Source organism: Olivibacter sp. XZL3, assembly GCF_004368405.1.
Taxonomy (GTDB): Bacteria; Bacteroidota; Bacteroidia; order Sphingobacteriales; family Sphingobacteriaceae; genus Olivibacter.
This window is the reverse complement of the sequence record NZ_SBJH01000067.1, coordinates 15391-30520: the sequence shown is the minus strand read 5'-3', so window position 1 is coordinate 30520 and position 15130 is coordinate 15391. Positions and strand designations below refer to the sequence as shown.

18 protein-coding genes are annotated in these 15130 nt (G+C 43.9%); 12 read left to right on the top strand and 6 right to left on the bottom strand.

The genetic code is table 11. The features are described 5' to 3' along the window. Positions 1 to 7: 7 nt before the first annotated feature. The 7 genes from EPX21_RS14755 to moaCB are packed head-to-tail and all read left to right on the top strand — an operon-like array spanning position 8 to position 5856. The gene (locus EPX21_RS14755; protein WP_134090459.1) at positions 8 to 634 is read left to right on the top strand and encodes an NTP transferase domain-containing protein; all 627 of its coding nucleotides are present in this window, start codon (positions 8 to 10) and stop codon (positions 632 to 634) included. Continuing rightward, positions 631 to 1611: a GTP 3',8-cyclase MoaA gene (moaA, locus tag EPX21_RS14750; RefSeq protein WP_134090458.1), complete on the top strand. Its 981-nt coding sequence runs from the start codon at positions 631 to 633 to the stop codon at positions 1609 to 1611. Before EPX21_RS14755 ends, moaA begins: the two co-directional genes overlap by 4 nt. A 23-nt stretch (positions 1612 to 1634) precedes the next feature. Beyond that, the gene (gene glp, locus EPX21_RS14745; protein ID WP_134090457.1) at positions 1635 to 2834 is read left to right on the top strand and encodes a gephyrin-like molybdotransferase Glp; all 1200 of its coding nucleotides are present in this window, start codon (positions 1635 to 1637) and stop codon (positions 2832 to 2834) included. Then, positions 2827 to 3567 carry a sulfite exporter TauE/SafE family protein gene (locus tag EPX21_RS14740; protein ID WP_134090456.1) on the top strand — a complete coding sequence of 247 codons (741 nt, stop codon included), beginning with the start codon at positions 2827 to 2829 and terminating at the stop codon, positions 3565 to 3567. The genes glp and EPX21_RS14740 overlap by 8 nt, the downstream gene beginning before the upstream one ends. Before the next feature lies 1 nt (position 3568). After that, the gene (locus EPX21_RS14735; protein ID WP_134090455.1) at positions 3569 to 3799 is read left to right on the top strand and encodes a MoaD/ThiS family protein; all 231 of its coding nucleotides are present in this window, start codon (positions 3569 to 3571) and stop codon (positions 3797 to 3799) included. Positions 3800 to 3813: 14 nt separating this feature from the next. Beyond that, on the top strand, positions 3814 to 4932 hold the full coding sequence (locus EPX21_RS14730; RefSeq protein ID WP_240768696.1) for a HesA/MoeB/ThiF family protein: 1119 nt from the start codon (positions 3814 to 3816) through the stop codon (positions 4930 to 4932). Positions 4933 to 4944: 12 nt separating this feature from the next. Beyond that, entirely contained in the window at positions 4945 to 5856 is a 912-nt protein-coding gene (gene moaCB / locus EPX21_RS14725; protein ID WP_134090454.1) for a bifunctional molybdenum cofactor biosynthesis protein MoaC/MoaB, read from the top strand. Between the two features lies 1 nt (position 5857). Here moaCB and EPX21_RS14720 read toward each other — a convergent pair whose 3' ends face one another. From EPX21_RS14720 to EPX21_RS14710, 3 genes are all read right to left on the bottom strand, one after another. After that, the gene (locus EPX21_RS14720; protein ID WP_134090453.1) at positions 5858 to 6913 is read right to left on the bottom strand and encodes an AI-2E family transporter; all 1056 of its coding nucleotides are present in this window, start codon (positions 6911 to 6913) and stop codon (positions 5858 to 5860) included. A gap of 128 nt (positions 6914 to 7041) precedes the next feature. Continuing rightward, positions 7042 to 7575 carry a CinA family protein gene (locus tag EPX21_RS14715; protein ID WP_134090452.1) on the bottom strand — a complete coding sequence of 178 codons (534 nt, stop codon included), beginning with the start codon at positions 7573 to 7575 and terminating at the stop codon, positions 7042 to 7044. Positions 7576 to 7647: 72 nt separating this feature from the next. Further along, positions 7648 to 8421 carry an OBAP family protein gene (locus EPX21_RS14710; protein ID WP_134090451.1) on the bottom strand — a complete coding sequence of 258 codons (774 nt, stop codon included), beginning with the start codon at positions 8419 to 8421 and terminating at the stop codon, positions 7648 to 7650. 436 nt (positions 8422 to 8857) lie between these two features. On the opposite strand from EPX21_RS14710, the gene EPX21_RS14705 reads away from it, so the two are divergent. The 4 genes from EPX21_RS14705 to EPX21_RS14690 all read left to right on the top strand — a co-directional run bounded on the left by EPX21_RS14705 (position 8858) and on the right by EPX21_RS14690 (position 11831). Continuing rightward, on the top strand, positions 8858 to 9625 hold the full coding sequence (locus tag EPX21_RS14705) for a ferritin-like domain-containing protein (RefSeq protein WP_206106085.1): 768 nt from the start codon (positions 8858 to 8860) through the stop codon (positions 9623 to 9625). A gap of 18 nt (positions 9626 to 9643) precedes the next feature. Next, entirely contained in the window at positions 9644 to 9889 is a 246-nt protein-coding gene (locus EPX21_RS14700; protein ID WP_134090450.1) for a hypothetical protein, read from the top strand. Between the two features lie 52 nt (positions 9890 to 9941). After that, on the top strand, positions 9942 to 10727 hold the full coding sequence (locus EPX21_RS14695) for an alpha/beta hydrolase (RefSeq protein WP_134090449.1): 786 nt from the start codon (positions 9942 to 9944) through the stop codon (positions 10725 to 10727). Between the two features lie 102 nt (positions 10728 to 10829). Beyond that, complete coding sequence (locus EPX21_RS14690; protein ID WP_134090448.1) at positions 10830 to 11831, top strand: SDR family oxidoreductase; 1002 nt, start codon at positions 10830 to 10832, stop codon at positions 11829 to 11831. A gap of 23 nt (positions 11832 to 11854) precedes the next feature. Here the strand turns inward: EPX21_RS14690 and EPX21_RS14685 are convergent, their stop codons facing one another. Next, positions 11855 to 12061: a hypothetical protein gene (locus EPX21_RS14685; RefSeq protein WP_134090447.1), complete on the bottom strand. Its 207-nt coding sequence runs from the start codon at positions 12059 to 12061 to the stop codon at positions 11855 to 11857. 332 nt (positions 12062 to 12393) lie between these two features. On the opposite strand from EPX21_RS14685, the gene EPX21_RS14680 reads away from it, so the two are divergent. Then, complete coding sequence (locus tag EPX21_RS14680; protein ID WP_134090446.1) at positions 12394 to 12654, top strand: hypothetical protein; 261 nt, start codon at positions 12394 to 12396, stop codon at positions 12652 to 12654. A 123-nt stretch (positions 12655 to 12777) separates the two neighbouring features. Here EPX21_RS14680 and EPX21_RS14675 read toward each other — a convergent pair whose 3' ends face one another. Together EPX21_RS14675 and EPX21_RS14670 are read right to left on the bottom strand one after the other, a co-directional pair. Then, positions 12778 to 13233: a PA2169 family four-helix-bundle protein gene (locus EPX21_RS14675; RefSeq protein WP_134090445.1), complete on the bottom strand. Its 456-nt coding sequence runs from the start codon at positions 13231 to 13233 to the stop codon at positions 12778 to 12780. Between the two features lie 345 nt (positions 13234 to 13578). Then, positions 13579 to 15048 (bottom strand): MFS transporter, encoded by a 1470-nt coding sequence (locus EPX21_RS14670; RefSeq protein ID WP_134090444.1) that lies wholly within the window; start codon positions 15046 to 15048, stop codon positions 13579 to 13581. Between the last annotated feature and the right edge of the window lie 82 nt (positions 15049 to 15130).

The window sequence follows — 15130 nt, the reverse complement described above, 5'->3', positions numbered from 1 at the left end:
AAAAGAAATGGTTACCGATACTGGAATTATTATACTCGCTGCCGGCTCCTCTCGGCGCTTGGGGCGTCCGAAGCAACTCCTCCATTATCAAGGGACTACGCTGATTCGTCGGAGTATAGCTGCTGCTAAAGCCGCAAAGCCGTCGGTGGTTGTCATTGTTGTGGGCGCCGCAGCGGAGCTTGTGGTGCAGGAAATAGCGGATAAGGATGTTACTGTGGTCTTTAACGCAGCGTTTCAGGAGGGGATTGCTTCTTCTATAAGGTGTGGACTCAACTATCTGTTGCACAACGCGCCTGAGATCGAAAATATAGTCATTATGGTTTGCGATCAGCCCCATGTGGACGCAGCCCATCTGCTTAAGTTGATAGCAGAAGGTCAAAAATCAAAAGTAAGGGTCGCGGCCAGTTTATATAATAATCAGATGGGAGTGCCGGCTTTATTTAATAGGGCTCTTTTTGATGAGCTAATCGCCTTAAAAGGAGACAGCGGAGCGAAAAATATCATTCAGCGATATCGAGCCGAAGCGGTGGCGCTTCCACTGCCATCCGGTGGGATAGATATCGACGATGAAGCCGCTTATTTAACGTTAATTGCTTCGACATCTGTTGAAGACGATAAAACAGCGAGATCATGATAGTTGATACGTATAATAGAGTGCACGATTATTTACGGATATCGTTAACCGATCGGTGTAACCTTCGTTGCTTTTATTGTATGCCCGAAGAGAGTTACGATTTTGCACCCATGAAGCACCTGATGCAAGCAGGGGAAGTGGAAAGCATTGCTCGAAGTTTTGTAGACCTGGGCGTAAACAAAATAAGACTTACCGGTGGAGAACCCATGGTTAGAAGCGACTTCGGGGAAATCATTTTGCGCTTAGCGAAGCTTCCTGTGAGCCTACATATTACCACGAATGCTATTTTATTAGATCGTTACTTTGACGTTTTGAAGGAAGCTCGTATTGATACGCTGAATATTAGCCTGGATACCTTATCGCGCGAAAAATTCATACGGCTAACCCGTAGGGACAAGTTCGATGTAACGATACAGAATATTCGCTCTTCTTTAAAGCAAGGTTTTCGCATCAAGATCAATATGGTAGTAATGCGAGACTTCAACGAAGACGAGCTATTAGATTTTGTGGAATGGACAAAAAACGAAGACCTGGAGGTCCGCTTTATCGAGTTCATGCCTTTTGAAGGTAATAAGTGGACGAGTAACCAAGTGTTTAGTTTGGAAGAGATATTAAGCACGATATCTGGGAGATATGAGGTACAGGCCGTGGCCGGATCGTTGCACGATACGGCAAAACATTATCAGATTGCTGGTCACAAGGGAAGTTTTTCTATTATCAGTACCATGAGCGCGCCTTTTTGTGATGGCTGTAACCGCTTGCGATTAACCGCAGACGGGAAGATGAAGAATTGCTTGTTTTCCAAAGACGAAAGTGATTTGCTGGGAGCGCTGCGAAAAGGGTTGCCCGTTGAACCCTTGATTCAACAAAATATTTTAACAAAAGCAGCGAAGTTAGGCGGCCAATTTCATTCAAATTTTAATGAGCTCAAGCAGGAAACCCTCGAAAACAGAAGCATGATCAGTATTGGAGGTTAGGCAATTTACAGATGATATAGAATATGGATCGGTTAATTAGCGTAGAAGAAGCGAAAGGTATTATCAACAGACAAGTATTTGTAAAAAGGCGATTGAAGACTGCCGTAGAGGACGCAGACGGAAAAGTATTGGCGACGGATTTATATGCGCCTATGGATATTCCGGCATTTGATCAGTCGTCCATGGACGGTTATGCCTTTGCTTTCAGCGATTGGGGAAAAGATCGGTCACTCCCTATCAGCGGGGAAATCCCAGCAGGAAAGCAAGGGTCGTTGTCTCTTCAGAAAGGGACTACAGCGCGTATATTTACAGGTGCCGCGCTTCCGCTGGGTGCCGACACGGTTGTTATGCAAGAGCTGGTAACAGTGAAAGACAATCGGGCGGAGGTGAACGATCCGAATGTTGCGTTAGGTAATTATGTGAGAAAAAAAGGTTCCGAAATTAAAAGTGGAGAACTTGCTTTGGCTGCTGGCACGGTCTTAAACCCGGCTACCATTGGCTTTTTGTCGGGAATTGGCCTCAACGAAATAGCGGTCTATGCCGCGCCTACTGTAGCCCTCGTTATTACGGGCGATGAACTTCAGCAGCCGGGGACGCCGCTGTTGCATGGCCAGGTTTATGAGGCATCATCCCGTATGCTGATGGCGGCCCTTCGGCAAATGGGTATAGAGGGGGTTGAGGTGTTTTTCGCAAAGGACGAGCTAAACGATACCATCCATGCCATGGAAAAGGCCTTGGATGCTGCCGACGTCGTTCTGCTAACCGGTGGTGTAAGCGTGGGCGATTACGATTTTGTGCTACGTGCGGCAGAGGCTTGTGGCGTTGATAAGTTTTTTCATAAGATCAAACAGCGCCCCGGAAAACCTTTGTTTTTTGGTAGAAAAGGCGAACAAGTTGTCTTTGGATTGCCGGGCAACCCTTCCTCTGTGCTGACCTGTTTTTACGAATATGTATGGTCGGTTTTGTGTAGGTTGGCCGGAAAAAATATTCAATTAAAAAAAATAGAGGTGCCCTTACTTACTTCTTATATAAAAAATAATCAGTTAACTCATTTTCTGAAAGGTTTTTATCGTCAAGGGAAAGTAGAAATACTTTCTGCACAGGAGTCTTATAGACTGCGTTCTTTTGCTATGGCCAACTGTCTTGTTGTGCTCAGCGAGGAAGTGAAAACCTATTCGGAAAACGAATTAGTTGAAATACACTTATTGCCAACATATGGATAATCTATTGCTGTTTTACGTATTGTTATTTGCCGTCGCTTTTTTATATTCCTCGGTCGGGCATGGTGGGGCTAGCGGCTATCTTGCTTTGATGGCTTTATTTGGAATAACACCCGCTGTAATGAAGCCTACAGCGCTGATGCTCAATCTCTTCGTAGCGCTTACCTCTTTTACCTATTACTACAAAGGAAAATATTTTAATGGGAGACTGTTTTGGCCATTGGCGCTCGCTTCAGTACCGATGGCCTTTTTAGGCGGCAGTATGGTAGTTCATGCTGATCTTTATAAAAAGCTTTTGGGCGTGTTCCTACTGATTCCAATCGTTCGCTTTTTGTTTTTTCGTGACATCGATGTGGACGAGACGAAAAAGCCGCATATGGGATGGTTAATACTACTTGGAGGTGGAATTGGTTTTCTGTCGGGGCTTTTAGGAATTGGCGGCGGCGTCATACTTTCACCTATTTTGTTGTTATTAGCATGGACTAATCAAAAGCAAACGGCTGCTATCAGTGCTTTATTCATCTTCGTAAACTCGCTTTCCGGCCTATTAGGTCAAATAACAAAAGGCATAACGTTTAGTCCTGATATGGTCAGTTATGTAGCCATTGCCTTCGCGGGCGGGCTATTGGGCTCGTACTGCGGTGCCCTGCGCTTTCCACAATCGGCCATCAAATTATTGCTGGCATTGGTGTTGATGGTTGCTTCTTTTAAATTGTTTTTACCTAATTTATTATAACATGCTTCGGGTATTATTTTTTGGTCAACTGACCGATATCACAGGTTGTACGCAATTGGAACTCGGCACGGTAGGAGATACAGACAGCTTGGAGAATGTTCTCCGAACCCAATATCCGTCATTGGCGCAGGCCAAATACGTGATCACGGTCGATAGAAAAATCGTCCGGACCAAGACAAAGATCGCTGCAGGTATGGAAATCGCTTTGTTACCTCCTTTTTCCGGAGGTTAAAATTAAGTGAACAAATGAACTTGAAAATGGAACACAAAGGTTTAACGGAACGCTATCAGCGGCAGATTCAACTAAAGGAATTTGGGGTGGCAGGACAGCTGAAGCTATCACAAGCGTCGGTACTTGTTGTGGGCGCCGGGGGACTGGGTTGTCCGGCTTTACTTTACCTCGCCGCAGCCGGAGTAGGTAAGATCGGCATTGTAGACGATGGTCTGGTTGAAATGAGTAACCTTCATCGGCAAGTCTTATATGGCACGCAAGATATCGGAAAGAAGAAGGTGACGTGTGCAAAAGAAGTACTTCAAAGAATGAATGATGACATTGAAATAGAAGTTTTTGCTGCCCGTGTAACCTCTTTTAATGCGTTCGAAATAATTGCTGCTTATGATATAATAATCGATGGGACCGACAATTTCCAAAGTCGCTATCTAATAAACGATGCCTGTGCTATTCTGAATAAACCACTCGTCTATGGAGCTATTTCGAGGTACGAAGGACAAGTGTCCGTTTTTACAAGCGGTATCAATTATCGCGATATTTTTCCTTATCCGCCAAAAGACGGGGAGGTGTTGAACTGTAGTGAAGCCGGAGTATTAAATGTCCTACCGGGTTTCATTGGCAATCTGTTGGCAAATGAGTGCATTAAATTAATTACAGGAATTGGTGAGGTTCTTATTGGTAAATTATTGGTTTATAATATATTAAGTAGTTATATATATACCATCGAAATAAGTCCCACTGAACGGAGTGCCCAAGTGCGTCCCTTAAGTAAAGCTGATTTTGAGCAGGTCGACTACCCTTCGTTGTGCGGTATAGAAGCTCCTCGTCAGGACGAAATTAGTGCCGACGAGCTGAATTCTTTGTATAGTAATCGGGAAGTTGATGTGGTAGATGTGCGGGAGGATTTTGAATTGCCCAAAATAAGCCATTACACTCATATACGAATTCCCTTGTCTTCACTTCACAAGGAGATTTCTGTGATCAAAAAAGATACAGTGGTGTTTGTCTGTCAAAGTGGGAAACGAAGCTTGTTGGCAGCCCAGCGATATCGGGAGCTGATATCGCCGCAAAGCAAGGCGGTTTTCAGCTTAAAAGGAGGAATTGCTTCGTTGGAAGCTGGCATTAAACGGTGATAAAAAAATAATATGGTTGATATTACTCATAAATTTAACACATTGCGGCAGGCAGTGGCAATTGCGACATTGAAGGTTTCGTCTGTGAAGACCATTGAGGCCATACAGAATAAAGAAGTCCCTAAAGGCGATGTATTCGAATTTTCGCGCGCGTCTGGTTTGTTAGCTATAAAAAAGACATCAGATCTAGTGCCAGATTGCCACCCTATCCCCATAGAGTATGCCAATATAACGTTTGAGGTAGCCGCTTTGTCTATTACCATTTACGTAGAAGTGCATACTATCTATAAAACCGGCGTAGAAGTAGAAGCAATGCACGGGGCTATGAACGTAGCACTTACCATGTATGATATGTTAAAGCCTATTGACAAAGCAATCGAAATAACAGGCGTGAAATTGGCCAGCAAGAAAGGAGGTAAAACCGATTTACGCGAAAAGGTTGTCGAACCGTTCAAATGTGCGGTGGTCGTTTGTTCAGATAGTATTGCGCAAGGCCTCAAAGAAGATCGTTCCGGAAAGATCATAATAGAAAGGCTTAAGAAGCTCAATATTCAGGTTAACGAGTATGTTTTAATACCTGACGAAAAGGAAACAATTCGGGAGAAGGCGCTCTATTTCAAAGAAAATGCCTATCAGTTGGTGCTATACACCGGGGGGACAGGGCTCTCCCCGCGCGATGTAACGCCCGATGCTTTAACGCCTTTATTAGATCAGGAAATACCCGGCGTGATGGAAGCTGCGCGGTCGTATGGACAGCAGCGCACGCCCTTGTCCATGTTATCCAGAGGAGTCGCCGGATTTATGGGAGATACGCTGATCATTACATTACCGGGATCTACCAAAGGAGTGGAAGAAAGTATGCAAGCCTTATTTCCTGCCATTCTGCATGTTTTTAAAATAAGAAGAGGATTCAACCACGGGTAAATTAATCTATTGGTTCCTTAGAGTTGTGTTGCCTTTTAACATACAATTCATCAACCAACACGATGATCACAACCAGTAAAGGCGTCGCTAAGATGATACCGAGGCCACCAGTTAAGGTTCCGAATAACACCTGACTAATGATGATAAGCGCGGGTGGGATTTTGATCATCACATTCTGGATCATCGGTGTAATTACGTTACTTTCTACCGTTTGGATTACGATGTAAAGCAAAGCGATAAATAGCGCAGTATTTGTACTGACGGTAAATCCGATTAGTACCGCTGGTATCATAGCGATGAGGGGACCGAAGTTGGGAATGAAGTTTAACAGGCCGGCTAAGAAAGCTAAGGCAAGGCTCATCGGGACGCCTATGATAGACAGTCCTATAAAAGATAGCGAAGCGATAAAAAGCATGGCGATCAGCATACCTTTTAACCAACCTTTTAGGGTAAAATCCAATCGCCTGATCACATCCCTCGCTTGCTTTTTACCTTCAGCAGGCACGAGCTTAATTATTCCGTCGCGATAGAGGCGCGGATTCACGGTAAAGAAAACACCAATAAATAAAATGATGTATATGTCGCCGACTACCCCAAAACTGGTTCGAAAAACTTCTTGAAACGAACCGATCATTTTTTCGCCATTTCCATCTGATAGGTAATAAAGCAGCTTACGTCCAATATCGGAGTTATTTAAGTGACCTTTAACGTTTTGCCAAATTTTTGGTAGATCCTGTGTCATTTCGCCGACTTGCAGTGAAATTTTCGCTCCCAAAAACCAAAATAATAAGCCCAATAAAGTGACCGTTAACAGGATACCTATCAATAGGCACCAGCCTCGTGGCAGGCGCGTGTTTCGCTTTAACAAATTGGCGAGCCCATGAAAATAGACGGCGATGAGAGATCCAGCAAACACCATTAACAGGACATTAAAAGCTGCTTTCAAAATAAAAATAACAATAACCAGTAGTGCGATTGTTCCTACTGTTATCCATAGCTTCTTTGAAAATTGTCTTAATTCGGCCTTTTCGGAAGGATCGGATTTTTTGTCTGGCATTAGATGCTATTTTTTTCAGATAATTCAGCACACGATTAAAGTCGATGTATAAACTATTTAAGCGGCTCCGAGGTTCCTCTGTTTATTACTAAGCGCCTACCATCGTTTTTTGTAGGAAGGTATAAAGGTTAATCCCCAACGGCCAATTTACCTGTCGTGTTCTGTAAATTATTACGATTGATGAGCGCTTTAGTTATTGTCCGTCCTATTTGCTCAATAGTTTGGCTAATGATGGCGTCGGATGTTCCAGTGAACAGCTCTTTGCAGTTGGTGACTTTGTCTTGGAAAGCGATGCTATAAAACATCGTACCGACGGGCTTCTCCGGACTTTCACTACCGCCTGCACTCGGTAATCCGGTAACAGCGACGTGCACATCCGCATTGATTAAGCCTTTTAAGCGAACCGCCATTTCCTGCGTCACCTCCGTTGATTCGGCTGAGTATTGATCCACCAAACTTTTTGGAACGCCTAAAAGAGCTTCTTTCAGTTTGGCGTCATAACATATGATGCCACCTCTAAGAAAAATTCCTGCATTCGGAAGTTTAGCATACGTGGATGTTAAACTGCCACCCGTAGCACTTTCAGCAAAAGCTATGGTCAACTGGTGGTCTTTCAGCAATTTGGCACACTGTTCAATTGCTACTGAATCTGTTTCTATCATAATTACGCCATTATAACTGATTAACCATCGTTTCCTTGGTTTTGTTTTACCCGCCTGAACAATGAAAAAAGGCTATTGGTCGATGGGCAGCGGGCCTTGATGTTTATGTTTCGCACTGTCGACATTGTCGGATACCGTAAACTGGCGTACTTGACCCTTTTCCCAGGAATTAGCCATTGGATCCACTTTAGGCATTGGAATATCGTTCCGCTGCTGTTTCCGTTTTTCAGACGATATCTTGAGACGTTCGTCCCGATCTTTCAAAAGGCTGTCTTTCAATTGCCCATCTTTTGTGAACCCCATCATTAGCATGGGGGCGCCAAGCGGTAACTCCCTTTGTTGATCGGTATGCCAAGTATGTATTGTTTTACCATAAGTCGAAACCAACTTCTCCATTAGTTCCTTTTCGGCCACCGCTGGCAGTCCAGGGGCAATTAAGCTGCCTGATTTAACTTCGTAATGGTGTGAATGCCATAATTTCTTTTCTTCTTGGGATAAGGTCTTAAAAAGCCGAGGGGTAATGATATACTCCACCCCCATAATTTTTGAATCTTTAGCGTTTCCATCGAAAATGATCGCCTGATAGATATCTTCGTTTAGCTGACTCACATAGTGGTGCGCTTCCATTTGCGCCTGCATGTTTCCATTATAAAAGTGAAATCCGTCCAAATAAACGTTGAAGGCAGCTAATGGGCTTTTATCCTGAAGTAAATCTGCACCTGTATTTAATATTTTGTCCTTTGCAGTTTTGTCCTGCCCCGGCTCATTAATGTACGACTTGGTGTTGTTTCCGCCACAGGCCGTTAAAAGCAGGAGCGGAATAATAGTAATCGTGTTTATTTTCATGGTGCTGGATTAATTGTTTCTCTTCGTCCCTATGTGATCATGGCCGTTATTTCGCAGCCATCCAAATCGATGTTGGGCAGTCTATATCTATCGGCTGTCAACAGCGGAGTTATTTTCAATTAAAGTGCCATTAGGTTAAGCGTCCTTTTTTGTACGGAACGCTCTCACGTAAAGGCTATCAGAGTGCTACAGAAAGAAGAGACTCCGTGCGTTTTACTGTTGGTTTCACGGTCTAACAAAAAGGCGGCTGCTGCTCCTAAATTATGTCGTCTGTTCGTTTTTATCTACGAAGTTAGACAGCGTGTTATAGATTTTAGTACACTATCAAAACAAGGCCAAAAAAGATAAACGTAGAATTCCCGTTTTATGCTTAGATAGAGACCGCTTTTTAAAACCCTAACCGCTCTTTTTCCCGGAATCTGCTTTTTTAAACAAAATGGAAAGGATATTGCATGAAGACGTAAAAGAAACTTATCAGAAAGAACGATTTACATTAGCGAATATGGATAACAATCAAGTATCGAACAACGAAAATTCCAAACTGGACACTTTTTTCCAAACAATGATCAGCGAAATGTACTGGTCGGAAAAACATTTAGTGAATGTGTTAGAAACGATGAAAAGCACGGCGACGACCGATGATTTGAAAAATGCTTTTGAGGCGCACATGGAAGAGACCCGTGAGCAATTGCAGCGGATCGAGCAAATCTTTGACCAACTAGGTTTGCCTGTTACCGAGACAAATAGCATCGGTATGCAAGGTCTGTTTGACGAGGGCTGGCACGTAATTGACGAAACAGATGAGGGGTCTTTCCAACGGGATGTTGCCCTGGTTATCGCCGCTCAGAAGGTAGAGCATTATGAAATTGCCTGCTATGGTAGCCTTGTAAACCTCGCTTCACTGTTGGGCTACAAACCCATTGTGGAATTACTTAAGCAGTCTTTAAAAGAGGAAAAAGAAACGGATGTGAAGTTAACACAATTAGCGGAGAAGCAGTTAAATAAGGGCGCTAAAAATGAACCGGCGGACGAGCCGCCCGCAAATGCAGGCGGTAAGAAAAAATCAGTAAAAGCCTCCTCGAAAGAAGAGCGCGAAAGCTCGGCTAGCCCGAAGGAGGCCAAGCCGCGTAAAACGACTGCCGCTGGAACAAGCGGAAGGAGTAAAGGGACCAAAGCCAAAGAAGAATCAAAGGGAAAAAAGTAAAAAGAATATTGCGTTATTATGGAGTTTACGATAAAAGAACCTGTTACAGACACGCTGGTACGTTTGAGCGCTGAACCCGAGGACTATAATGGACAGCAGGGATGGCGGATTCTCTATCCGGATAAAGAGTCGTTTGTAATTGTGAAAAATGGTGAAGACTGGCAGGTTGTTGATGAGGACGACTTTAATCCAGAGATATTGGAAGCGATTGTGAAGGGCATGCAATATACGGCAAATCATGCCGGCAGAAATGGTGTGCTATAGTCAGAATAGTGGTTGTTAATAGGAGCGTTTTGTTTATACTAAGGAGCGACGGATGAAGGATATTGTTTTTATTCATGGCATGTTCCAGAATGCCAAAAGTTGGACGCACTGGGAACGGTTTTTTGGAGCGCGCGGCTATAATTGCCATACGCTTTCTTGGCCTTTACATGAAGGCGATCCAGCCAATCTGAAGTCTGATCCTCCAGAAGGTTTAGGGGATTTGCATTTGGACGAGGTAGTTGCGGCTATTACCCATGAAATCTTAAAAATAGAGAAGCCGATCGTTATAGGTCATTCGGTGGGAGGTCTGATCGCGCAGCTATTAGCGAATAAAAAGTTGGTTAGCCTCGCCGTGCTAATAAGTTCCGTCGCCCCAAATAGTATGCTTGACTTCGATTGGAATTTCATTAAAAACAGCGCGTTGATTACGAATCCGTTAAAAGGAAACCAGCCTTTTATCATGGACAAAACCTCTTTTCATCAATCTTTTGCCAACACTTTGGATGAAGAAGCTGCCGACTTGGCCTGGCGGGAATATGCTACGCATGACAGCCGTAACATTCTGCGGGATTGTATGGGACCAGCCGGGCACGTTGATCTTGATAAACCACATGTTCCGCTATTATTCGTTACGGGAGAAGAGGACAAGATTATACCTGCTTCGTTGGTAAAACAGAATACGGAAGCGTATACAGATAAAAAGAGCCTCGTAGGCCTTAAGATTTTTCCGCAAAGAAGCCATTTTATATGTGGAGAACCTGGATGGGAGGAAGTGGCGGATTATGTATACACGTGGATGAAGGGCCAACAAACAGAGCCGGCTACCACCGTGATATGATTATATGGACCTATCCTGGAAACCAAGGTAAATCGTAGGCAGTGCCCTGAGCACGCCGTCCCACGCCTTTTACGCGAGGAACCATAATAAAAGTGCTTAGAAATGAACAGAAACTATAGGAAGTTTAAAGACCAAACCGTCGTTATAACGGGGGCATCCAGCGGAGTGGGCAAGGCATTGGCCGAACAATTCGCCTTAGCAGGCGCAACTCTGGTATTGGCCTCTAGAGATAGAGAAACATTAGAAGAGCTGGCGGCTGACTGTCGATCGCTGGGTGCCCCCGTTTTTATACAGGAGACGGATGTTTCAAACCCGTTGGAAGTGATTCGTCTGGCCAATGCCGCGGCGGCGGTGGCAAATCGGATTGATATATGGATAAACAATGCCGGTGTCTTGGCTTTAGGTACTTTTGAAGATTTGTCGGTAGAAGTTCACGATCAGGTCATTCGAACAAATTTGATGGGTTACCTTCATGGTGCACACGCCGTTTTACCCTATTTCAAGCAACAAGGTAAAGGCGTTTTGATTAATAACATTTCTGTAGGAGGCTTTCTTCCCGTGCCATATGGCGTCGGTTATACGGCCAGCAAGTTCGGAATAAGAGGTTTTTCAAGCGCCCTAAGGGCAGAACTGGTCCAATGGCCGCGGATTCATATCTGCGATGTCTATCCGGCATTTTTGGACACCCCAGGTATGTCGCACGCCGCTAACTATACGGGAAAGGCTATTCGACCAATGCCTCCCGTCCATAATCCGGTGACCTTAGCGAGGAAAATAGTGAAACTGGCAGAACGGCCGGCGGACTTCCGTTGGATACATCCTGTAGCGGCTGGCTTAGCTTATGCCTATATGCTTTTTCCAAAGTTAACCGCTTATGCTTCTTATGTGCTAATTTCCTCTTACTTAAAGCATGCCGAACCTTCCGAGAAAACAGATGGCAACGTCTTTCTTCCGGTAGCTTACGGATCTGGAATATTTGGCGGTTGGCATGATCGAATGAAGGGCAAAGCGCTCATTCCTTTCCTTGCGGTGGCCTTAGGCACCGGCTTGGGATTAACGGCCCTGTTTCTACGGAGGCTTCCTTCCCTAAGGAAGAGGCAGTAGCCCTTCACGCGCATGCATTAACCTTACTTTGCCGAATCTGTTGTTCCTGCGATACTATCCGTATTCATCGGATACATCTTTTCGCTTAAGGTAGAATCGGCAGGCTTATCACTTCTGATTGTATCCGGATCGAATTGCTCTTCTACATCATCTGGTGATTGGCTGTCGCAGCCGCACCCGTTGAGAAATGCAACAATGCTAATTAATAATAGAAATTTTAAATTTTTCATAGGTGTTCGTTTCTGTAGAGTTTTCCAATTTTTATTCCACTATAATGAAACAGTCAATCTGTTAATAAAGTTTGGATGCAGGGCGGAATAGGGTATAAGAGAGAGGGAGTAGCTAGCAGTTAGCAGTTATCGGTTAGTAGGGAGTAGGAGGTAGATAGCTGCGAGTTGTTAGTTGGCGGTTTTAACCTTTTCCATAAGGTCGTGCTCAGCGGAGTCGAAGCATTTGTATATAATTGCCAGTAGCCTATTGCCTTAGGACTTATTGCTTAAAGCTTACAGCTATAGTAAGTATGGCAAGAATATTGGTGTTATTTCTATAAATCTATAAAACTATGGTAGCGAATACGAACAGCAAAATTAATATAGACATAAATGGGACCGGTGATATTGAAACGGTGGATGTGTTACGACAGGGGGATATCTTTGTGGTCAATAGAGGCGGTGGTGATCAATTATCAATCATTAGTGACGGTAAAGGCGGATGGCGCTTGGTTAACGGCGTAGCGGACCAGCAAAGTGTTGACAATATCGGAGATGCTCTTACCTCACACTTCGGTTCGGACGGCTTGTTAAATACCGGTAATTTGGAGTAACTTAATAAAACCTACTTTGTAAAAAAGAGAGAGAACGCTTTATAGTGTATAATAAAGCGTTCTCAACCAGTTCTTATGTAGCGCCATAGGTGCGCTATCGATATCCGGTTACACTGACTGCCATTAGACTTCCGCGTCTCTTAAGGCTTTAATCCTATCATGCGATACTTTTAACTGCTGGCGCTGTTTCGATATTAAAATCTTGGTAGCCGGCGGCAGATCGTCCATTGCTTCTGCACTCTCGTATGCACGTTGGGCAGCATCTTCGCCTCCTTCGCAGTTCGATAGAATCGTTTTTCTGTCGTTGCCGCCAAAAAATGCTTTTACATCCATCCAAGCGCGATAGATCTTTCCACTCGCGGTCGTGTCGGTCTCCACCGGCTCTCCCTCCATTCGAACCTGGTCGGCTAACTCCACAACGCATTGCCTGCTTTCTGCAATCATATCTTGAAATAAGGCAGCCAAGTCCGTATTTGTTCCGTCCAGCTCTTCTATCGCTTTCTCATAGCCTGCAATCCTGTCGTTATTAATTTGGATCAGGTCATTTAATACATCTGATTTCGCTGTTACATTTGCCATAATCTATTTATTTAATTTATGTTAAAAATTCGCAGCGCCACGAAGATTCCGCGATAAATCCGACCTCTCTCTCTATGTAGCGTGGTCGACCAATACAGCTTACAGTTCGGTTATGGACTAATCAAGCTATCTCAGTGGCGGATTCTTCCGGTCGCTATATATGCTATTTCTAAATTCATGCCTATCTTTGCAGAAGGGCAAGACAATAGCCTACCGCGAACAAACGTCATTTATGAAAAATTTAGGTACGCGGGGCATTCTGTATGAGATAAAATTCAACACACTCATATTCTTTTTTTAGGACACTGTTAAAATACTGCCAAACCGCAAGTGGACGGCTCCGCACTAGGATGATTTTTTTGTTCTTCCTTTCAGGATGGCTACCAGCTGCTCATGCCAACCGATGATATTACCTATTAAGAAGTACTCACGGAGGTTGTTTTTGATGCTTGTACGCATAATACGCTTAACCACGTCTTTTTCCACTTCGCCGACCTCCTTAACCCGACCGAGAAACTCTAGAGATATTAAAGCGAGTAATGCGCCGATAAGAAACAAAAAGTTCCATTCATGCAGTGATAGCAGCTTAACTAGCTTGTTGTAATACGGACTGTTGACCTGTGCCGTGATAAGAATTTTGACATCCGTAAAGTAATCGGCCAGTAAACCACCTATTAAAGGTGCTAACGATGAGAACACGGATGTAACGATGTTTTTAACGGATAAATATACAATGGCGTCGCCTTTTGGTGCCAATTTTAAACCGACATTTGTCAAGGAAAGATTGATTCCGGCCGTGGCAATGCCGCTCAGTACATAGATGGCAACCAACAGGGCGAGGTTTGCGTATAAAGTGGAATAAATGCCAACAAAGCACCAACCGACAATACAAATAATGTACAGCGGCGCGCTTAAACCGATAATGCTTTTATTGCTATATCGATCTGAAAAGATACCCCATATCCGTAGGGTGAATATACTGGCGAGCTGACTAATAATACCTAGCACAATGATATAAGACAAGGGTAAGCCTAAACTTCTGATGAGAAATACCGTAAAAAAGGGAGTGGCAATGTTCAGCGCAAAGACCCAGGCCGAGTTAAATACCAACAATCGACGAAAATTCAGGTCTTTTAACGGCAGTGTAAATAATGAAAAGATATTGGCACTTGTTAAATAGGACTGTGGCTCAGGTGCTTTCGATAATAAGTAGCCACCCAAAACACCCACCAAGCCCGCGATTATAAAGAAAACCGCGTATGTATACAATTCATAGGCGGGGTAACGGCTTTTTATAAAGTCGAGCAAAAGGGCCAATAAAATACTCAGGATAACGTTTAATATTTGTGTATACCGACTTCGTTTCGAAAAATAGCTCCCCAGCATGTTCTCCGGCACCATATCCTTCATCCAAGAGTTCCAACTCGGGCCGGCAATCGATCCGAAAAAATAATAGAAGAATAGAAAGAATATTAGTATATTGATGGAAATGTCGGACGTCCACCATACAGTAAGTCCAATGAGCACAAGAGGTGTCCGAGCGAGAAAGGCACAAAAAACGGCTACTGCGCGCCGATTGTTGTATTTTCGCACGAGCCATATCGATATGAGTTGCGAAAGGTTCGTAATCATCGGTAAGGCTGCAAGCAGACCGATCTGCACATTATTAGCACCTATCAGGATCGCTAATGCGACCAAAAATGCACCGCTCGTAAACGAGGTCATTATCTCTGCTGCAAGCCCGTCCCAAATAACCATTTTAAGCCCTCGCTGGATTTCATTCTCTGTTAATACTTCTTGTGGCTTTAATTTCATAGACTACAAATTTTCGTTTGTAATTCAATTACTATTCCTAAACGGCTTACGTGGAGTAAAAATTTCTTACCTTGCTATAAAG